Origin of the sequence: Rhodococcus sp. 14C212 (assembly GCF_011058195.1) — a bacterium.
Taxonomy (GTDB): Bacteria; Actinomycetota; Actinomycetes; order Mycobacteriales; family Mycobacteriaceae; genus Rhodococcus; species Rhodococcus aetherivorans.
The window spans coordinates 13,632-34,080 of record NZ_JAALEH010000029.1; the positions used below are offsets into that span (position 1 = coordinate 13,632).

The window sequence follows — 20,449 nt, forward strand, 5'->3', positions numbered from 1 at the left end:
GGGCTCAGGTCGGCCGACCGTACCCATCGCCTTGCAGGAATGAGTCCTGTTCCTCCTACGCCTGATCCAACTGGCATTGGGGGAACAGGCTCAATCTTCGCTGCCGGACTCTGTTCTCGGGCGTTCGCCCCGCGACGCCGGACGTCGCCGGATATGTGGAGATCTCCTGTGAGCTCAGTTGCCGACTTACTGTCGCGGGAACCGTCATCGATCCGAGGCGAGCGGCAAACGACCCGCGGGATATTCAACAACGAGTCGGCAGGCTCCGAACGGACGCCATCTCATCCGCTCCTCAACGCCGCCTGGTCCGGCCGGGTAGACGCAGTGTTGGGGACAGCCCTACGGACCTGAACGCAATAGCAGCACGGTGCGCCTCCGCGTGAGCATGCGCCGATCCGACCAGTAAGGAGCAAATCGTGTCCGACGCATTCATTGTGGGAGCGGTCCGTACCCCCGTAGGCCGCCGCAATGGCGCCCTCAGTGCCGTACACCCAGCCGACCTCGGTGCTGAGATTCTTCGTGCGCTGCTTGAGCGCACGAGTGCCGATCCAGCAGCGGTCGACGATGTGTATTTTGGCTGCGTCTGCCAGATCGGTGCGCAATCCAGCAATATTGCTCGGACCGCGTGGCTCTCTGCCGGGCTTCCCGAGCACGTTCCCGGCACAACGCTCGACCGGCAGTGCGGATCATCTCAGCAAGCCGTGCACTTCGCTGCTCAGGCTGTGCGTTCTGGCTTTGCCGATCTAGTGGTAGCCGGCGGCGTTGAGGTGATGAGCCTGGTTCCGATCGGCAGCCCGGCGTCTGTCGGCGACGAGGCTGGAATGGGTAGTCCGTACGGCGGCGCTGGCTGGCAGGAGCAGTATGGGGATCAGGAGGTTTCCCAGTTCCGGGGAGCTGAGCTGATTGCCAGTGAGTGGCAGATTTCGCGTGAGGACATGGAGCGTTTTGCGCTCGGCAGCCACCAGCGCGCGACTGCGGCACAGGACGATGGGGCTTTCGATGCCGAGATCGCCGAAGTATTCGGAATGGTTCGTGACGAATGCCCTCGACCGGACACGACTCTCGAGCGAATGGCAGGACTGAGGCCGCTCGCGGAGGACGGCCTCTTGACTGCGGCTGTGTCGAGTCAGATCTCCGACGGGGCGGCGGCAATGCTGATCGCCTCCGAGCGGGCCGTGCGAGAGCATAGCCTGACGCCGCTCGCTCGGGTTCACAGCTTGGCAGTCGTCGGGTCGGACCCGATCAGAATGCTGACCGGACCAATTCCCGCTACCGAGAAGGTCCTCAAGAGTTCGGGTCTGGGGATTGATGAGATCGACCACTTCGAAGTCAACGAGGCCTTTGCCTCCGTAGTGCTTGCTTGGCAGAAGCAGATGGGCGCTGACCCTGCCAGGGTCAATCCTCTAGGGGGCGCAATCTCGCTCGGGCACCCTCTCGGTGCAACCGGCGCACGATTGATGACCACCCTGGTTCACAACTTGCGCCGAACGGGTGGGCGCTTCGGCCTACAGACGATGTGTGAGGGCGGTGGCATGGCAAACGCCACCGTCGTCGAGTCGCTCTAGGGCCGGGCGTTCCGGATCGGGGCCACCGTGGGCGGCGATCCATTACGTCACAGCCAGCCGGTGCCGAACCTAGACGTGCCTACATAACAGTTTCTATCTGAAATCGACCAGTTGCCGCCGTGAGGGTTCACCTGCAGCGCCGGCGACCAAATTGCCAGACCCAGGAGCACTCGTGTCCTTCTTTGAGACCTCCCCGCGCGCTCAGCAGTTACAAGACGAATTGTTGTCGTTCATGGACGCCCATGTGTATCCGGCTGAAGCTGTCTATGAGCAGCAGATGCTGGAGTCGGGTGACCCGCACTTCCAGCCTCCGATCCTCGAGGATTTGAAGGTCGAGGCTCGTCGACGTGGTCTGTGGAACTTGTTCCATCCGCACCCGGAAACAGGCGCTGGACTGACGAATCTCGAATACGCGCCTTTGGCGGAGATCATGGGTCGGAGTCACATCGCGTCGGAGGCATGCAACTGCAACGCGCCAGATACCGGAAACATGGAGGTACTGGAACTCTTCGGTACCGCCGAGCACAGCACGAAGTACCTAAAGCCTCTCCTGGACGGCAAGATCGCGTCCGCCTTTGCCATGACTGAGCCCGGAGTAGCGAGCGCGGACGCAACAAACGTCGAGCTTTCAATGGTTCGTGACGGTGACGAATATGTGCTCAATGGGCGTAAGTGGTTCGCGTCCAACGCGATGCACAAGAACCTCGAGGTTCTGATCGTCATGGGTAAGACCGATCCGACTGCGCCTCCCCACCGACAGCAGTCGATGATGGTCGTTCCTGCAGATGCACCGGGAGTCACGATTGTTCGAGACCTCAGCGTCTTCGGATACCGCGATCGCGAGGGCCACCCCGAGATTCGATTCGACAACGTCAGGGTACCCATCGAAGACGTCCTTAAAGGCGAGGGCGAAGGATTTGCGATCAGCCAAGCACGACTCGGCCCCGGTCGCATTCATCACTGCATGCGTACGATCGGCATGGCTGAGCGAGCATTGGAGCTGCTCTGTCGGCGTGCCCAGTCGCGTGTGACCTTCGGTAAGCCGCTCGCGGACAACGCCAACATCCAGGACTGGATTGCTGAGGCCCGCATTGAAATCGAGATGATTCGGTTGTTAACGCTGAAGGCAGCTCATCTGATGGACACTGTCGGCAACAAGGCTGCGCAGACTGAAATCGCGGCAATCAAGGTAGCGGCTCCCTCGATTGCGCTCAAGATAATCGATCGCGCGATTCAAGTGCATGGCGCAGCCGGGGTTACTGGCGACTTTCCACTTGCGATGGCCTACGCCCACATCAGGACTTTGCGTTTGGCCGATGGCCCGGACGAAGTGCACAAGCGCGCTATCGCTCGCCGCGAGTTGAAACAGTATGTGGCACTCCGGTCGGAAGGATTGTGATTACGTTGCGTGACAAGCAAACGAAGCCTGGTGGCGACCTGAGCGGGCGGACTGCAATCGTCACTGGCGCATCGCGAGGTATCGGATTTGCGACCGCCCAAGCATTGGCGTCGGCTGGGGCGAACGTTGTGCTCACCTCCCGCAGCCAGGAGTCGGCGGATGCGGCGGCGGGGCGGATTGTCGCCCCGGGCGGCACAGTCGTGGGCTTCGCTGCTCATGCTGCTGACGAGGACCAGGCCCGGCGCTGCATCATGGCGACTATCGAGCGCTTCGGTTCGCTGGACATCCTCGTCAACAATGCAGGGACAAATCCGGCCTACGGGCCTGTAATCGAGCAGGACCGCGCCAGGTTCGTTAAGACGATGGACGTAAATCTGTGGGCGCCGATTCTATGGACCAAGATCGCCGTCGCTGCCTCCATGGCAGACAGCGGAGGCGTGGTCATCAACACCTCATCGATCGGTGGGTTTGCGCAATCCCCAGGAATCGGCATGTACAACCTTTCGAAGGCAGCGCTCATTTACCTCACCAAGCAGCTTGCAATCGAGCTTGCACCGGCGGTCAGGGTCAACTCGGTCGCGCCGGGAGTGGTACGCACGAAACTAGCTGAGGCGCTCTGGGCGGAACACGAGGCCGAGGTCGCTGCGTCGACTCCATCAGGGCGCATTGGTGAACCAGAGGATGTAGCAGCGGCCATCGCCTTCCTAGCATCAGACGCGGCTTCCTGGATCACCGGTGAGACGATGGTGATCGATGGCGGCCAGCGCTTGGGTGACGTTCGAAACTTTCAGATGATGAATACTGCCCATGCCGAGAACCTGTAGAGCAGCGGTTCCACAGAGCGGACGGTGTGGCGTTCTATTACCCTCCGGGGTTGTGTCCGCAAGAGGCGATGTCGGTTGACCACCCAACGGTGCCCCAAATGGTGTGTTCACCAAGGCCATAGGTATCGGGCGGCATTACACGAGCACGAGAGTGAGTCGAAAGCCATCGCCCTTACTTGGCCCCCCGAAGTGGGACCCAGCGACTGGTTCGATATCAAGACGGTGCAGTACGTATCCGAGTATAAGGACGAAGGTGACGTGAGGACGTACGTGGAACTCGCTCATCATCGCAGCGGGCGATACCGCGTAATTGGCCTGACATCAGAAGAAGCCCGGAGCCTGGCAGAGCGGCTGATCGGATTCGCCGAGCTGGCCGAGAGCGAATAACCCACAAGAATCCCAGTTCCGGTGCTGCACTTTCGCCGCTGACGGGACGTGAGGCGCAGTGCGCCGACGTCAGTAAAGGCCGAAGAAGGAAACTCGGGAACAAGTCGAGCTGTTGCGTACCGCGGATCGTGAGGGTCTCGCGGTGAAGGAGGAACATTGGATGAGATGGAGATCCTGAGACACGCAGACAGGGTCCTTGAGCAGAATGATCCGACCGACCGCCTGCCGTTCTTGCGCGCGCGGTTCGATGCCGGGCTTGCGTTTGTTCACTATCCGACCGGCTCCGGCGGTCTGGGCGCCGCTCGCGAGTTGCAGCAGGTGGTTGATGCGGCGTTCGCATCGGCCGGCGCCCCGGACAACGACCCGGACTCCTTGCCAGTCGGCCTGGGGATGGCTGCCCCGACGATCGTGGCACATGGAACTCCGGCACAGTGTGCGCGACACCTGCGCCCCCTGTGGACCGGCGAGGAGGTGTGGTGCCAGCTCTTCAGCGAGCCGGGAGCAGGTAGCGACCTTGCCGGTCTAGCGACGCGTGCTGTGCAGGACGGGGATGAGTGGATTGTCTCCGGACAGAAGGTCTGGACATCGATGGCCCGAGAAGCAGACTGGGCGATCCTGCTGGCCCGCACGGATCCGAACGTACCCAAGCACGCAGGCCTGACCTACTTCATCCTCGATATGTCAGCGCCCGGTGTCGAGGTCCGACCCCTGCGGCAGATGACGGGAGATGCGGAGTTCAACGAAGTCTTCCTCAATGACGTCCGGGTCCCGGACACGCAGAGGGTAGGTGAGATCGGAGACGGCTGGCGGGTGGCGCAGACCACCCTGTTCAACGAACGCGTCGCCCTCGGCGGAGACGTGAAACCTCGGGAATCAGGGGCCATCGCGGCCGTGGCCCGGACGTGGCGGGAACGACGGGAACTGCGGGATCCTGTCGCCCTGGCCGAACTGATGCGTCTGTGGGTCAACAACGAGGCAATGAGGCTCACAAGCGCGCGGCTCGCCCAGCAGATGGCAGCGGGCGAACCGGGTCCGGAAGGGTCTGCCATCAAGCTGGAGTTCGCCCGACTGACCCAAGAGGTATCGGGGTTCGAGCTGGAACTATTGCGAGGTGACGGACTTCGCTACGACGACTGGCTGACCGACACCTGGCCCGAGGAACGCGCCCCTGGGATCAACTTCTTCGGCCGCGACGCCGGCTATCGCTACCTCCGTGCGAAGGCCAACTCCATCGAGGGCGGCACATCGGAGGTACTTCGCAACATCATTTCCGAACGGGTGCTTGGCCTGCCTGTCGGCGAGAGGCCGGACAAGACCAAGCCGTGGAAGGACCTGCCTCGATGAAGAATTTACTCTACACCGACGTGGAGGAGTCTCTTCGAGACTCGACTCGCGCACTCCTCGACAAGTTCTGGCCGTCGACCGAGATGACAGCCAGGGTAGAGGCCGTCGATTCCGACGATTCGGACCTGTGGGCGGCGCTGGCCCGTGACCTAGGGGTGGCGGGGCTCGCCGTGGCCGACAGCTCAGGAGGCCAGGGTGGTACCTGGCGCGAGATGTCGGTAATTGCCGAAGAACTGGGCCGGAGCCTTGCCCCGACCCCGTTCCTCGGCAGCACCGTCCTTGCTACGGCGACCGTTCAATCCCTCGGCTGCGTCGAGTTGCTCGGGGATCTTGCCTCGGGGGCGCGTACAGCTGCATTGGTCTGTTCCATCGACCGTGCGCACGGAGCGTGGCCAACGGACCTTGTTGTTCGCGACGGCCGCATCGTCGGGCGAGTTCGCAACGTAGTCGACATCGCCGCGGCCGATTACCTGCTCATGCCGGTCACCGACTCACAAGGCCGGTGCGCCCTGTACCGCGTTCTGCGAGAATCGGCGTCCGTGACGGCGGTGGTCTCGCTTGATCTCACCCGCCCGGTGGCCGATGCGACGTTCGACGTCGACCTGTCGGAGGCCCGGCTGCTGGCAGATGGTACGGCCGCTCGCCGGGCCGTGGATGCCGGCCTCATCGCAGGTGCCGTGATGCTGTCATCGGAGCTGTTGGGCGTGGCGGAACGTTGCATGGAACTGACCATCGACTACCTCAAGGAGCGTCGTCAGTTCGGTATGCACATCGGATCCTTCCAGGCCCTGAAGCACCGAGTGGCGGACCAGTGGGCCCTCATGACCCAGGCGCGAGCGGTGGCTCGCTATGCCGCTGCTTGCTTGGCGGACGATGATCCGGATACGGTTGTGGCGGCATCGGTTGCAAAGGCGTACATCAGCGCGGTGGCAGTCCGAGTGGCGGAAGAGTGCATTCAGCTTCATGGCGGCATCGGCTTCACCTGGGAGGCCCCGCTGCATCTGTACTTGAAGCGAGCGAAGGCCGATTCGTTGGCTCTGGGTGCTCCTAGGGTGCACTACACACGGTTGGCCGATCTCGTCGGGCTTGCGGTGACATAGGACTCGGTCTTGTCTATGGGTCAGGACACAGCAATGCCGGAGGCGGCGCCTCGCGCAGTACCCCCGATGGTGCACGGGGGACCGGGCTCCCGGCCGCAGAGTCAGGCTCGTTCTGAGCGCATACTCGCGCGCGGTCGGCTACTCGCGCGCGGTCGGTCCGCATGCTCGACCAAATTCGGAATAGGAGCAACCGTACATGCTATTGATGGAAGGTAAGGCCGGTCTCGTGACGGGCGCGGGTTCCGGTATCGGGCGCGCAACTGCGATCGCCGTTGCGAATCATGGTGCCACGGTGGGCGTTTCGGACTACAACGAAGAGTCGGGCAAAGAGACTGTTGCCCTGATCAACGAGGCAGGAGGCAAGGCCGAGTTCTTCAGGTGCGACGTCAGCGAAGAGGAGCAGGTGAAGGCGCTGGTCGACCTCACCGCGAACACGTACGGAACACTGGACTTCGCCTTCAACAATGCCGGCACCGCCGGCGAATTCGCCCCTATCGGAGAGATGGACAGCGCCGTATTCGACCGGGTCATGAAGATCAACCTGTATGGCGTCTTCTATTGCATGAAGTATGAGGTCCTCGCGATGGAGGCCAGTGGTGGCGGCGCCATCGTCAACACATCCTCGATCAACGGTCTAATCGGCATCCCCCGTAACGCCTCGTACAACGCCTCGAAGTTCGCCGTCATTGGCATAACTAAGAATGTTGCGATCGACTATGGGGCCAAGGGCATCCGCGTGAATGCCCTGGCTCCGGGACCCACGACGACCCCCATGCTCACAGACGCGCTGGAGCGCCACACGCCGGAGTTCAGAGAATCTATGTACGCGTCTCTTCCGATGCGCGACCTCTTGAAGCCCGAGGATCAGGCCAACGCGGCCGTTTGGCTGTGCTCGGACCAGGCACGAATGATTACAGGTACGACCCTCGTTGTAGACGGCGGCAGGGTTCCGTAGTTGTTGAATCCCAGAGATCTTTCACCAGCGTTTCACGCGCTCAGGACCAGGTCGACAGCATGATGAGGAGTCGCCGCCAGACGTCGGCATGCCTGGGCGATGTTCGACTGCCCAACCCGACGATGCAGCCCGATGACCACGTTCCTCAGCGCCGCCATCACCTGAGGAGCGCGTCCGGTGCGAACGGTGGACCTGTTTTCATCGAACGTCACATCCCGCACGTAATGGACCTTGTTTTCGACTGCCCAGCGACCCCGGATCCACGACGCCAGCAATCTCGGCGGCGCCTGCTCGCACCGCAGCGAACAGATCGCGTAGACAACCTCGGTGCCCCACTGTTGTGCGCCGATCACGCCGCAGTCCCGGATCACCTCAATTGCATCTGTGCTTGAAGCGCGCGAAGGCCGATTCGTTGGCTCTGGGTACTCCTAGGGTGCACTACGCACGGTTGGCCGATCTCGTCGGGCTTGCGGTGCGGTAGGACTCGATCCTTGATCTTGGGGGCCCGAACGGCGCCGACGGCCAGTAGGGCGGTTGGTGTCTAGGAGGAAAGATCGAGGCTAGCGCCAGGCTAGCGCCGGGTGATTCCGAGGCGTCTGTTGCAGATGCGCCTGATGTCACCCAATATCACACTCGGCAAGGGCCAATCCTTCGCTTCGAGGAGGTGTCGAGTCGGAGAAAGAATGGCCTGCGGTCAGGCCGAATTCAACAAATATGTCTTCGGCCGACCCACCATTCCAATGTCGCCATTTGACTGCGAAGGCCATTATGGCATCGTTTTGCTGATTCAACTGCGATCCGAGCAGAGGGCGTGCCTTTCTTAGGCTGCCACCAGCCAATGGCCTCTGCGTTGCTCCACTCCCAGCGCTGTTTCTACGATTATCCATTGTACCGCTTGCCTGGACCGCACCTCGAATTTGCATATTCGCTGCACCTCGAATTCGATGATTGAAGGTCCGGTAAGAAACTTTGGTTGTGCACGATATGCAAGCAGTCTCTCGCCAGAACGTGGTCGGCTTGTTCCAGAAATTGACTGCGACTACAGGCCGAACCCACTCGGGTCTGCTTCGTACGCGACCGCGGTCGGACCAGGCAAACCCGCGATCCAGGATCGGATGTGTTCGTAATCCGGGGTCAACGTGGGTCTGACGGTCTCGCCGCTCACGCCTTCGATCGCTGCTGCTGCGACCGAACGGTGCGTACACATCGAGACCGACACTCGTCGCTCGGTAATCGCCGGGGCCTCCCACCACTGTTGGATAGACCGAGCAGGGCCAATTCCTACATGGGTGAGAGGGCCCCGGCCCCGCATCCCTCGGAGCTAGTGAAATTTTCCGGGGCACCCTCACACCGTCTGGCCGAGAGTGAAAACCTCAGCGCGGTGACGGACTTTCATGACTGGTTGGCGTCTTTTTCTATGCCCGTCCGGAGCTGTCCGGAGTTAACTTTGAGCCGTGAACGCGAGTAGGCCGTTGAAGCCGCAGTCCGCTGTTCTACATCGCGAATTTAAAGTGGCGATATGCCGTGATTATGCCGAAACGCACGCCGAATACCATGGAATTTGGGGAGGTCTGCGACCGCGCGCAGCCGCCGAAAAATCGTGCAAGCATGATCTAGACGACGCGGCTTGAGAGATGCCCCTGGGCGGTGGTAAATCGGGGGACCGCGAGCGGGACCAGGCTCGTTCTGAGTGCACATCCGCGCGTGGGCGATCCACGTGCTCAACAAAAGACGAATAGGAGCAACCGTACATGCAACTGATGGATGGTAAGGCCGGTCTGGTGACAGGCGCGGGCTCTGGTATCGGCCGCGCAGGTGCCATCGCCTTCGCGAACCACGGTGGTAAAGTGGTCGTTTCGGACTACAACGAAGAGTCGGGCCAAGAGACCGTTGCCTTGATCAACGAGGCCGGGGGCCGGGCCGATTTCTTCCGGTGTGACGTGAGCGAAGAAGATCAGGTTAAGGCACTTGTCGACTTCACCGTAAGTACGTATGGTGCGCTGGATTTCGCTTTCAATAACGCTGGTACCGATGGAGAGTTCGCCCCAATCGGCGAAATGGACAGTGCCGTCTTCGACCGGGTCATGAAGATCAATCTATATGGCGTCTTCTACTGCATGAAGCATGAGGTCCTTGCGATGGAGGCAGGCGTTGGCGGTGCAATCGTCAACACATCCTCGAGTAATGGTTTGATCGGTATACCCCGCAACGCCTCGTACAACGCCTCGAAGTTCGCCGTAATTGGCATAACCAAGAATGTCGCGATCGACTACGGGTTCAGGGGCATCCGCGTGAATGCCCTGGCTCCCGGACCCACGACCACCCCCATGCTCACCGAAGCGCTAGAGCGTCACACGCCGGAGTTTAAAAACGCCATGTACGCGTCTCTGCCGATGCGCGACCTCTTGAGGCCCGAGGACCAGGCCAATGCGGCCGTCTGGCTGTGCTCGGACCAGGCGCGGATGATTACGGGCACTACCCTGGCTGTGGACGGCGGGTACTTAGCCTAACCTCCGTGGCTCCACATTAAGTTTCGCGACCTGACCAACTACAACGCCAGATCGCTGCGGCGCCCAGTCCCACAGTAATGCGATGAATGTGGGACTGGGCGCGCTTGCTTGAGACCGGTGTGTTCAAGACCACACCTTCAAACTCGATTGCGCACGAGACTCTTTCGCGGCGCCGGGCCCACCTCTTCGACTGCCGATCCTGTCGCAGGCTCGTCGGCATTGCCTGGACGGTTGTCCCCGTCGATCAACGCGCCGTAGGATATTGGAGATTTTCCGCCGCAGCGCCGCCTCACGAGCGCGCATATGCCCACCACCCGTCAGAGCACCGCTCGCACGCAGTGGAGTATATGCGATCGCCGGCCACAGACTTACGTGGAGTTCGCCCGAGACGTCCCGCCAGGATTTGGGTCAGGGGACTGTCGATAGTCGTCCCGCGATGGGTGACATCGGCATGTCCACCGACGAGGTGATGTTGGTAAAAACGGGTGATCTTGCGACAACAGAATCAGGGCGCGCGGAGCGGGCGTCTTGACGAAACGTTCGATCAAACGGAGGCGGAACCGGAGTCGTGTTGGAGGCGAAGGCCTTACAGGGTAGGCGATTCAGCGGAGGTACTTGCGCACTTACATGAAGTCTGAATATGATGTGATTGCAATCACTACAATGATAGAGATAATGATATCTCGTCGCGTACGCGGACTGTCGGCGGTGGTGTGCGCATTGACATCGATGAGTTGGATCTGAAGGGAAGATGCATGGGACTGCTGGCGAACAAAGTTGCATTCGTTACGGGAGCCGCTCGTGGCCAGGGTCGCTCGCACGCTCTCCGGCTGGCCCAGGAGGGGGCGGACATTATCGCCCTTGACATCTGCTCCCAGGACATCGGAACGGTCAATTACGATCTGGCGACCCGGGCCGACCTAGACGAGACCGTGCGGCTCATCGAGAGCGTCGGCCGCCGGGTGGTGGCAGGAGTAGGCGACGTGCGTGAGCTCGACCAGGTGCAGAAAGTGGTGGACGAGGGCCTCGCCGCATTCGGCCACATCGACATCGTCTGTGCCAACGCTGGAATCGGTGCTATCGGGGTCTCCTGGGAGATAACTGCGGAAAACTGGCGCGACGTGATTGACACCAACCTCACAGGCGTATTCAACACCACACGTGCGGCGTTGCCGTCAATGGTCGAGCGGGGTCAGGGTGGATCTGTCATTCTGATCAGCTCGGCGACTGGCATCAACGGCTACCGTCATACCGCGCATTACACGGCGGCGAAACATGGCGTGATCGGGCTCATGAAAGTGCTTGCGCAAGAAACTGGTACCCACAACATCCGGGTGAACGCCGTGTGTCCCACCAATGTCAATACACCCCTCATCATCAACCAAGAGACATTCGACGTCTTCGCGCCGCACATCGAGAACCCTGGAGTTGACGACGTACGGGATGGGTTTGCCTCCCTCCACGTCTTGCCGAACCTGCCCTGGGTCGAACCGAGCGACGTGTCGGAGGCGGTCCTGTGGTTGTCTTCCGAGCACGCCAGGTACGTCACGGGCGTCTCCCTGCCGATTGACGCCGGAAACGCCATAAAGAAGGGCTGACGGCAAATCTGCCGCAGCCTTCCATACGCCCAGATGATGCGGAGCACCGATGCAGCCGATTGACCACACATCCTTTTTCATCGACGGTGCCTGGCGCGCCGCCCAGACCGACCGATCCTTCGACGTAATCTCCCCGCGCTCGGAAGAGCGGATCGGACGTGTCCCCGCCGCGTCGCGGGCCGACATCGACGCCGCGGTCGCCGCAGCCCGCCGAGCCTTCGACGAGGGACCCTGGCCACGGATCAACCCGCAGGAACGGGCAGAGTACTTCAAGCGCATCGCTACAGGGATCGAGAAGCGCAAGGACGAACTGGCGCTGCTCATCTCCGAGGAGCTCGGCTGCACCCTGCGCTACTCCCAGCTCTACCAGGTGCCGGCACCGGCGATGAGCTTCAACTACTCCGCCGAACTCGGCCGCACGCTCGAACTAGAAGAGGTGCGAGTCAGTGATCTCACCCCCCTAGCAGGTAGCGCAGGGGGGGCGAGCATAATTCCCATGCGAGGAAACAGCCTCGTCGTCCGGGAACCCGTAGGCGTGGTGGCGGCGTTCCCCGCCTACAACTTCGCCTTCGCAGCGGTCGGACAGAAGCTGGGGCCAGCGCTGCTCGCGGGATGCACGGTGGTCCTCAAGGTCACGGAACCCAACCCGCTGGCCACATTCGTCTACGGCGAGATCTTCGAAGAAGCGGGTCTCCCACCAGGCGTAGTAAATATCGTGGCCGCGGGGGCGAGCGAGTCCGCGTACCTTGTCCAACACCCGGGCGTCGACATGGTTAGCTTCACCGGGTCGGACGAGGTCGGCTCCAAGGTGGCCGCCGCGTGTGGCGCGCTCGTGCGACCATGCGTTCTGGAACTAGGGGGGAAATCCGCAGCGATCGTCCTGGAGGATGCACGGCTGGAAGATGTCGTACCCGTGCTGGTGGACAGCAGTGTCGGCTCGAACTCTGGTCAGGTCTGTGTTGCGCAGACCCGGTTCATCGTGCCGGCCCAGCAGTATGACGGGTACGCCGAGGTACTCGCGCAGGCGTTCTCGTCTCTGAAGGTCGGTGACCCGATGGACGCGGACACGGTGATCAGCCCGCTCGTCACCGCAACACAGCGTGATCGAGTGGAGTCGTTCGTCGAATCAGCCCGTAGCGAGGGTGCCACCGTCGCTACAGGCGGGCGTCGGCCCGCAGACCTGCCGGTGGGGTGGTACTACGAACCCACGCTCATCACCAATGCTCACAACGGTATGAAGGTTTCACGCGAGGAGGTCTTCGGCCCAGTCGCTGTCCTTATTCCGCACGACGGTGAGGAGGACGCGATCCGCATTGCGAACGACAGCCCCTACGGCCTCGCAGGCTCGGTGTTCACCGCCGATGATGCCCACGGCTTTGAGGTGGCACGACGTATCCGAACAGGGATCTTCTCGGTAAACACCTTCGTCGCCGACCTCGGCTCGCCCTTCGGCGGATATCGCAAGTCGGGGATTGGACGTGAGCACGGCCCGACGGCTGTGGACGAGTACCTGCACAGTCGCACAATATCTATGGATCCGGGCACGGTAATGCCGCAGGAAGTCACTCGCGGAGTACCTCGCGGGGGTGGGCCGGGGACCGTGCTCCCCGGAACGGATTCCGGCTCGTTCTGATCGTACTGCTCGCGCGCGGTCGATCCGCGTGCTCAACGGATTCGAAGGGGAGTAACCCTACATGCTTGATGCACGAGGAAATCGACAGCTAGACAAGCGTACTCGCTTGATCAAGGGTGTCAGCGCGGGTGCCGCGATATTGATACTGGCCGGGTGCGGGCTGGGTGACACGGCGAGCGACGGTGACGGAGTTGGCGTCGCCGGCACGTCCAAGGCAGGAGGCGTGGTCCTGCCTGCTAATGAGTTGGTTCATCCCGAGACCAGCACGCTGTGTGGGGACAAGCCGTTGCGCATCGCCTTCATGCTGGGGCAGTCGGACATGTGGGGAGCGATCACCAACGCGGAGATGATCGACGAGGCCTCGGCGTGCCCCAACGTCGAGACTGCGTTCTTCAACGCGAAGGGCGACCAGCAGAAGGCGATAGCGAACCTGCAGAGCGTGGTCGCGCAGGGATTCGATGGTGTGCTCGTGAGCACCAACTGGCCCGACGCGCAGCTCCCTGGTATCCGAGCTGCCTTCGAGCAGGGTGTCTCGATCGCGCCGTTCAACATTGTCATCGGCGGAGAAGTCGGCAAGGACTACACCGCCCGCATCGATCAGGCCCTGGATCTTATCGGCCAGCAGCACGCCGACTGGATCGCGAAGCAACTGGGAGAGCAGGGCAAGGTCGCCTACCTGGGTGGAATGGCCGGTGACCCGTGGGACACCGGGGTCTGGAACGGGTTCAAGGAACAGATCGCGAAGTACCCCGGCATCGAGATGCTCAGCGATGCCCCGGTTCCGACCGATTGGACAGCGGAGAGCACCCAGAAGGCCATGGCTGGAATGCTCGCCCGATTCCCGGAGATCGACGGACTGGTAGCCCCTTACGGTGCCGGACTACCCGGCGCCTTCCGTGCCTACACCGCTGCGGGGAAGCCGCTCCCGCCGATCGCGACCTCCAGTACTTCCAACGAGATGGCATGCGACTGGCTGAAGTTGCGCCAGCCGGACACCCAAATGTTCTCGGTGGAGGGGACGACCCGAGGAATTCGCATTGCCTTCCGGAAGGTGCTCGCGGATCTCACCGGCAGCGTCAACGACGAGTCGACGACCTACTCGCTGTTCCCGTACATCGACACCACCGCTGGCGTTGAGCCGAAATGTGATCCGACGTTGCCGCCGGGCGCTGACCTCTCCAGCTCACTTACTGCTGAGGACCTGGCCAAAGTACTGGAATGAGTGGAGTGAGCGCGCACCCTTCAGCGACGTGAGGTGAGGGGTGCGCGTCTCGGCCTCACCACAGTTAGAAAGCGAGACAACATGAACGCAGGGTCTGCAACTGGGGAGATGTCGCCAGAGGCTGCATCCATGTACTCGGCCGAGCCGTCGTTGCGGTTCATCGGCGTCACTAAAACCTTTGGACCGGTCGTCGCCGTCAAGGGCGTGAGTCTCGAGATCCTGGCCAGCGAGATCCATGGAGTCGTCGGGGAGAACGGCGCCGGTAAGTCGACTCTCGTGGGAATGGCGACGGCCGCGCGTCCTCAGACCACCGGGATTGTCGAGGTCATGGGCGAGCGACTGGAGGGGGCGAACCCCCGCCAGCCGCAGCAACTTGGTCTGGCCGCAGTTCGACAGGATCCAGCGATATTCCCGGATATGTCGGTCGCGGAGAACCTCTGGCTCAAGGCGCCGAAGTCGATCCGCCCGCCACGCTCGGAGATGTATGAGTGGGCGCGGAGGGTTCTCGACACCGGCATCGCGCCGGGTCTGGTGAGCGAGCGCGCGTTGGCCAGCGACCTCAGTGTCGAGGCCCTGTACACGGCCGAGCTCGCTGTTGCGCTCGCTCAGAATCCGAAAGTGATGCTCCTGGACGAGCCCACCGAGCATCTCGGGGCGGACCTGGTGGCGACGCTGTTCGAACGACTGCGTGAGCTCCGCGAGGCCGGCTGTGCTGTGCTCTACATCTCGCACCGACTCCGTGACGTGCAGGGGCTCGCTGACCGAATCAGCGTCATGAGAGACGGCAGACTCGTCGAGACCTTTGGTTCCGGAGAACTCACGATCGACGAGATAGTCGCGCACATCGCGGGCCGACCGGTCGATAGAATCTTCCCACCGAAGTCGCCGAAGATCGACGAGACACTGCCCCCGGTGTTGGAGGTGCGCCAGCTCGCGGGCTCGGGCTTCAAGGCGGTTGACTTCACATTGGCCGCGGGCGAGGTTGTCGGACTGGCCGGAATCGAGGGCAACGGGCAACGAGAGTTCCTGCGCGGCCTCGCCTGCTTGGTTCCGACCACCGGTAGCTACGAGATCGTGGGGCACAGTCTGCGTCGCCGCACCCGACAGGCTGCCAGCGAGCAACGTATCGAGTATGTGCCGCGTGATCGCCGGGCAGAGGGCCTCTTCGGGAGCTTGTCGGTGCGGGAGAACCTGCAACTCGACACGGCTGACGGTGGGAAGCGTGGCGGCTTGATCCGGCGGTCTGTCGAACAGCGAGCGGCGGTTGACGTCGTCCGACGCTTCGGGATCCGCACCCCTTCGCCCGAAACGGTCGTCAGTTCATTGTCGGGTGGAAACGCCCAGAAAACTGTTCTCGCACGGGCATTGAATCGTGATCCGAAAGTGTTGCTGCTCGATGAGCCGTCGCAGGGTGTCGACGTGGGCGCGCGTGAAGAGATCTACAGAATGATCCGGTCATCGGTGGACGGCGGAGCCTCCGTTGTGATCGCCGGTTCGGACGCGGCAGAACTCGAGGGTCTGTGCGACCGGGTACTGGTGTTCGCTCGGGGTGCCGTCGTCGCGGAGTTGACCGGCAACAACCTCACCGAGCGCAACATCGTCGGAGCGGCGGTGACCGCAGACGCGGATCACCGTGACAGTGAGGAGGAGCCGCGCCACAAAGGCGGTGTGTCTCTCACTCTGTCACGCTCGTGGCTGCTGCTGCTTTTCAACGTGCTGCTTGCCGCTGCGGTGAGTCTGATTGACTCCAGCTATCTGTCCGAGCTCAATTTTGGTTTCATGTTGGCGGCATTCACCACGCTCGGGTTGGTGGCCATGGCGCAGCAGGCGATGCTGCTCATCGGTGGTATCGACCTCTCGGTCGGTGCGCTTGCCGGTCTCACCGTCGTGGTCGCCTCCTTCTTGTTGACCGGGGTCAATCTCGCGGCCAATCTGCTGATCTTCGTGGGGGTTTTGCTGGCGATGATCGCAGTGGTGGCTGCGATCAACTACTTTGTCGGCGATACCATCGGTCTCACTCCGTTCATCGGAACACTGGCCACGTATACCGTCCTTCAGGCGGTGATGATCACCATGCGGCCGGCTCCGGGCGGGGTCATCGATGCCGGGTTGACCGACATCATCGGCGCGACCGTGGGGCCGGTTCCGATCATTCTCATCGTGTGCATCGCGATCGGGTTCCTGCTTCAGTGGGCACTGTCTCGCACGGTGTGGGGCGCCTCGCTCAGGGCGGTGGGCGGCGCACCTGACGTCGCTGCCACCGTGGGGATGAAGACCAAACGGTTGAGGTTGAGTGCTTATCTGCTGGCGTCGACGCTCGCCGGTATTGGCGGGATCATGCTGATGACCCAGGTTGGCACCGGCGTCAACACCGCCGGACTGAACTACACCTTCAGCAGTATGACGGCGGCGATTGTCGGTGGTGCTGTCCTCACTGGCGGGCGCGGTTCGTTCCTCACTGCGTTGCTGGGAGCGGCCTTGGTCCAGCAGGCATTTTCCGCGACGACCTTCGCCGGGCTCAGCGACGCGGTGCAGTACTACTTCGTCGGGGGTCTCATCATCATCGCCGCCCTCATCAACGGTGGTCGCGGTCGGTTCTCCGATCTCGTCGACCGTGTCGGTTCCGCACTACGGCTCCGCTCGAAGGGAGAGCACGCGTGAACGACCGCAACGACCCAACTGCAGAAGCGAAGTCGATCCTCATGAGGCTTCGTTCCGTTCCGAACCTGCCGATCATCGTGATGGTTGTCGTGATCTTTGTGGTCAGTGCAATCTTCGCGAGCGGTTCTCTCAGTGGCGGGTCCCTACGGACCATGCTTCCCCTGGCCGCGGTGCTTGCCCTCGCCGGCGTGGGACAGAGCCTTGTCATCCAACAGCGAGGCATGGATCTTTCGGGTGCGGGAGTGATCGCGTTGACAGCGGTCATTCTCTCCCAGCAGACGCAGGGTCTGGTGCCAGCACTGTTGCTGTCACTGATAATTGCCATCCTGGTCGGATTGATCAACGGATCGTTGGTGCGTTTCGGCCTGATCTCCATCGTCATGACGCTCGCCACCTATCAGGTGCTGACCGGGGTGGTCTACGAATGGTCGAACGGTGTGGCCGGCTCCGTGCCCGCGTCATTGAGCGCCTTCGTCAACAGATCGGTCCTCGGTATCCCGGTGAGCGTGTTGATCGTCGGTGTCGTCGTCGGATTGGGAACAATCGTCCTACGTCTGACGTCGGTGGGCAGGCGCTTCGTGGAGAGCGGGATCAACCGGACTGCATCCATCAGTCGCGGTTCGCGAGCCGACTTCCACGCAGTCGTTGCCTACGTCACGTGCTCGGTCTGTTATTGGCTGGCCGGAGTGCTGCTGGCAGGGTACTTGAGCTCACCCAGTCTGAATGTGGGTAATGAGTACCTGCTTGCGTCGATTGCGGTCGTAGTGCTGGGTGGGAACTCGTTCGGCTCCGCAAAGATCAGCCTCGTGGCAACCGCGTTGGGTGCGCTGTTCCTCACGCAACTCACTCAGTTCACCCTCTCTCTGGGTGCACCGAAGTCCAGCCAGTTGTTCGTCCAGGGAGCAGGAATTGTGGCACTGCCGCTCATCCAGTACCTGCTTTCGCTGGTGCGCCAGCGACGTGCCCGGACGAGTCGGTCCACCCCGGCGGAGTCGCAGCACATCGATCTTCGCGTGAAAGAGGGTGCATCCCTCTAACACCGATCCGCCGCGCTGGTCCGCTCGGACCCATGGACGGACCAGCGTGTGTTTCGAACACTTCCGGGCAGTTCGCGTCGAAAGGACTGAATCGCCTGTAAGTCTTCGTGGTGACCGTCCTGGAGATGGCCGACAGTGCTCGTGCAGGTCGCTTCGTAGTTGTTGTGACTGTTGAATCACCTGCTTTCTGGGAGAGTGTGGAAATGTCCGGATGTTCAGCGGACACCGAGTGCCGAGGCGTTCATATCCCAGAAGTGGTGTGCGAGGCAGTCACGGGGTCGCTCATCGTCAGCTACTGCGCCCGGTCCGTATCACGTCGACTGCAGTCGTCGGCGCTGATATCGACTTCAACCAAGGCATACGCGATCACCCCGCCGGTCGTCCTCGGGGACTTCGAGCACCATCGTCGCCTTGAGCGAAGTCCTTGGGGAGCGAAGTTCTGATGTCGCTACCATTGCGGATGTTAAGGCAGTCGTCGGAGCGTTGCCCATGGTCGGCACCACGCATTGATGGCGCTCACTGAAATTTCCGCAGCAACGCTCACCTGCCCGGTGCGCCGGCTGTAGTAGCCGGTTGTGCGACATGCGATCGACAAGGGATTGACTACGAGCAAGGTAATTGATAGAAATTCATCTGAGTAAAGATTACAATGATAGACGGTGCTGTGGATTTTGCGGGGGTAGCCGGCAAATCAGGAAGCCGGAAGCCTTGCTCTCGTCCCATTGCGGACAGCTAGCCCCGACCGATCAGCGCTGGCATTGCCGACCGAGACAAGTTGAGTCGCCAAGAAGGCGTCTCCTCGACCGGACCACCTGTCACGTAAGGGTCAATACATGGAAGCGCTCACTGCGGTGGACCTCTCACCATTGCTCACTCCGTTCGACACGAAGCGTGGCATCGCACTCAAGAACCGCTTTGTCATGGCGCCGATGACTCGTCGTCGATCGCCGGGCAATGTTCCGGGACAGGACGTTGCTGCCTACTATGCACGTCGGGCCTCGAGCATGGGACTCCTTATCACCGAAGGTACGTATATCGACCACGGCTCTGCCGGCGATTCGAGCGAGGTACCGACGATGTACGGCACCGACGCCCTGAAAGGATGGTCGCAGGTCGTTGACGCAATCCATGACCAGGGTGGTCAGATTTGGGCGCAGCTGTGGCATATTGGCGGCACGCGGCGCCCGGCAGGTCCCCCCGGGCGCGAAAGTCCTGTGGTGAGCCCGTCAGGCATCGGCTTGGCTGGCGAGAATTGCGGCAATCCCGCCTCGGTCGGCGTGATCAACGACATCATCGCTGCATACGCACGTTCCGCCGTAAACGCCCGCGATGTGGGATTCGACGGCATCGAATTGCACGGCGCCCATGGGTATTTGATCGACGAGTTCTTGTGGGCATTTACGAATCGCCGCACCGATGGTTATGGCGGCAGTCCGCAAGGGCGAAACCGATTCGCTTCGGAAGTGGTATCCGCCGTCCGGGCCGCCGTCGGCGACGAGTTCCCGATCGGCTTCAGGTTCTCTCAGTGGAAGGATGGGCAGTACGACGCGCGCATCGCGGATGCTCCGCAGGAACTACAGGATCTTCTTACACCGGTAGTCGATGCAGGAGTAGATCTGTTGCACCCCTCAACCCGCCGCTACTGGCAACCGGCTTTCGCCGGTTCCGACCGAACGCTGGCCGGCTGGACCAAGCAATTGTTCGACGTCCCCGTGATCGCACTCGGATCAGTAGGCGTCAGCTCGCCTTTCGCCGGCACCGGTAAGGATGAGGCACGTCAGGCCACGGATCTCACTCCATTGGTGGATTTGTTCCATCGCGGTGAGTTCGACTTGGTGGGTCTCGGTCGAGCGAGCCTCGCAGATCCGGACTGGGTGCGGAAGGTTGCCGACGGACGATTCGGTGAGGTACGCGCTTATACGAAGGCGATGGAGAAGACACTTCACTGAACTGCTTGCCGTGCCGGCGTCTCATTCCAGGTCTGATTGCGGCTCAGGTCTCGTATCTCGTCCCGTTCGTCGACAATTGTTGCGCCCTCGAGTTCAGTTGGGCGCGCTCGATGATCCGCTCGGGTGTCCCGTGGTTGTGTGAATGACAGTAGGACCGTTCGCGTCGACGGGTCGGACCACCCGATCCCGCCGTGCAGACTCCGGCGACGCCGACCGGGTGTTGTACGCGGTTACTTCGATCTCGAAATCGTCGATCGACTTTCCC

The 20,449-nt window shown here is 61.7% G+C and carries 14 protein-coding genes; 13 read left to right on the forward strand and 1 reads right to left on the reverse strand.

The genetic code is table 11. The annotated features are described in order from the left end of the window. The first annotated feature begins 416 nt into the window (after positions 1 to 416). The 6 genes from G6038_RS14825 to G6038_RS14850 all read left to right on the forward strand — a co-directional run bounded on the left by G6038_RS14825 (position 417) and on the right by G6038_RS14850 (position 7,574). On the forward strand, positions 417 to 1,565 hold the full coding sequence (locus tag G6038_RS14825; RefSeq protein WP_165038610.1) for an acetyl-CoA C-acetyltransferase: 1,149 nt from the start codon (positions 417 to 419) through the stop codon (positions 1,563 to 1,565). A gap of 172 nt (positions 1,566 to 1,737) precedes the next feature. Beyond that, complete coding sequence (locus G6038_RS14830) at positions 1,738 to 2,964, forward strand: acyl-CoA dehydrogenase family protein (protein ID WP_165038611.1); 1,227 nt, start codon at positions 1,738 to 1,740, stop codon at positions 2,962 to 2,964. Positions 2,965 to 2,969: 5 nt separating this feature from the next. Further along, on the forward strand, positions 2,970 to 3,788 hold the full coding sequence (locus tag G6038_RS14835; RefSeq protein WP_165038647.1) for an SDR family oxidoreductase: 819 nt from the start codon (positions 2,970 to 2,972) through the stop codon (positions 3,786 to 3,788). A gap of 552 nt (positions 3,789 to 4,340) precedes the next feature. Next, a complete protein-coding gene (locus G6038_RS14840) occupies positions 4,341 to 5,519 on the forward strand; it encodes an acyl-CoA dehydrogenase family protein (protein WP_165038648.1) in 1,179 nt (392 codons plus the stop codon). After that, a complete protein-coding gene (locus G6038_RS14845) occupies positions 5,516 to 6,619 on the forward strand; it encodes an acyl-CoA dehydrogenase family protein (RefSeq protein WP_165038612.1) in 1,104 nt (367 codons plus the stop codon). Before G6038_RS14840 ends, G6038_RS14845 begins: the two co-directional genes overlap by 4 nt. A gap of 196 nt (positions 6,620 to 6,815) precedes the next feature. Continuing rightward, the gene (locus G6038_RS14850) at positions 6,816 to 7,574 is read left to right on the forward strand and encodes a glucose 1-dehydrogenase (RefSeq protein ID WP_165038613.1); all 759 of its coding nucleotides are present in this window, start codon (positions 6,816 to 6,818) and stop codon (positions 7,572 to 7,574) included. A gap of 32 nt (positions 7,575 to 7,606) precedes the next feature. Here G6038_RS14850 and G6038_RS14855 read toward each other — a convergent pair whose 3' ends face one another. After that, positions 7,607 to 7,927 carry a hypothetical protein gene (locus G6038_RS14855; RefSeq protein WP_165038614.1) on the reverse strand — a complete coding sequence of 107 codons (321 nt, stop codon included), beginning with the start codon at positions 7,925 to 7,927 and terminating at the stop codon, positions 7,607 to 7,609. 1,398 nt (positions 7,928 to 9,325) lie between these two features. On the opposite strand from G6038_RS14855, the gene G6038_RS14860 reads away from it, so the two are divergent. The 7 genes from G6038_RS14860 (at position 9,326) to G6038_RS14890 (ending at position 20,184) form a co-directional block, all read left to right on the forward strand. Then, entirely contained in the window at positions 9,326 to 10,084 is a 759-nt protein-coding gene (locus G6038_RS14860; protein ID WP_165038615.1) for a glucose 1-dehydrogenase, read from the forward strand. Positions 10,085 to 10,839: 755 nt separating this feature from the next. After that, positions 10,840 to 11,682 (forward strand): mycofactocin-coupled SDR family oxidoreductase, encoded by an 843-nt coding sequence (locus G6038_RS14865; protein ID WP_165038616.1) that lies wholly within the window; start codon positions 10,840 to 10,842, stop codon positions 11,680 to 11,682. A gap of 49 nt (positions 11,683 to 11,731) precedes the next feature. After that, a complete protein-coding gene (locus G6038_RS14870; RefSeq protein ID WP_165038617.1) occupies positions 11,732 to 13,315 on the forward strand; it encodes an aldehyde dehydrogenase in 1,584 nt (527 codons plus the stop codon). A gap of 106 nt (positions 13,316 to 13,421) precedes the next feature. Further along, positions 13,422 to 14,537 carry a substrate-binding domain-containing protein gene (locus G6038_RS14875; protein ID WP_165038618.1) on the forward strand — a complete coding sequence of 372 codons (1,116 nt, stop codon included), beginning with the start codon at positions 13,422 to 13,424 and terminating at the stop codon, positions 14,535 to 14,537. Between the two features lie 129 nt (positions 14,538 to 14,666). After that, positions 14,667 to 17,198 (forward strand): ATP-binding cassette domain-containing protein, encoded by a 2,532-nt coding sequence (locus tag G6038_RS14880; protein ID WP_165038619.1) that lies wholly within the window; start codon positions 14,667 to 14,669, stop codon positions 17,196 to 17,198. Further along, on the forward strand, positions 17,195 to 18,235 hold the full coding sequence (locus tag G6038_RS14885) for an ABC transporter permease (protein WP_165038620.1): 1,041 nt from the start codon (positions 17,195 to 17,197) through the stop codon (positions 18,233 to 18,235). Before G6038_RS14880 ends, G6038_RS14885 begins: the two co-directional genes overlap by 4 nt. Positions 18,236 to 19,068: 833 nt before the next feature. Beyond that, a complete protein-coding gene (locus G6038_RS14890) occupies positions 19,069 to 20,184 on the forward strand; it encodes an NADH:flavin oxidoreductase (protein WP_165038621.1) in 1,116 nt (371 codons plus the stop codon). Positions 20,185 to 20,449 lie beyond the last annotated feature (265 nt).

Bases quoted from the DNA above. Each gene is read 5' to 3' on its own strand.
- G6038_RS14860 (WP_165038615.1), top strand. From the start codon at position 9,326: ATGCAACTGATGGATGGTAAGGCCGGTCTGGTGACAGGCGCGGGCTCT.
- G6038_RS14840 (WP_165038648.1), top strand. From the start codon at position 4,341: ATGGAGATCCTGAGACACGCAGACAGGGTCCTTGAGCAGAATGATCCG.
- G6038_RS14850 (WP_165038613.1), top strand. From the start codon at position 6,816: ATGCTATTGATGGAAGGTAAGGCCGGTCTCGTGACGGGCGCGGGTTCC.
- G6038_RS14870 (WP_165038617.1), top strand. From the start codon at position 11,732: ATGCAGCCGATTGACCACACATCCTTTTTCATCGACGGTGCCTGGCGC.
- G6038_RS14880 (WP_165038619.1), top strand. From the start codon at position 14,667: ATGTACTCGGCCGAGCCGTCGTTGCGGTTCATCGGCGTCACTAAAACC.
- G6038_RS14890 (WP_165038621.1), top strand. From the start codon at position 19,069: ATGGAAGCGCTCACTGCGGTGGACCTCTCACCATTGCTCACTCCGTTC.
- G6038_RS14865 (WP_165038616.1), top strand. From the start codon at position 10,840: ATGGGACTGCTGGCGAACAAAGTTGCATTCGTTACGGGAGCCGCTCGT.
- G6038_RS14845 (WP_165038612.1), top strand. From the start codon at position 5,516: ATGAAGAATTTACTCTACACCGACGTGGAGGAGTCTCTTCGAGACTCG.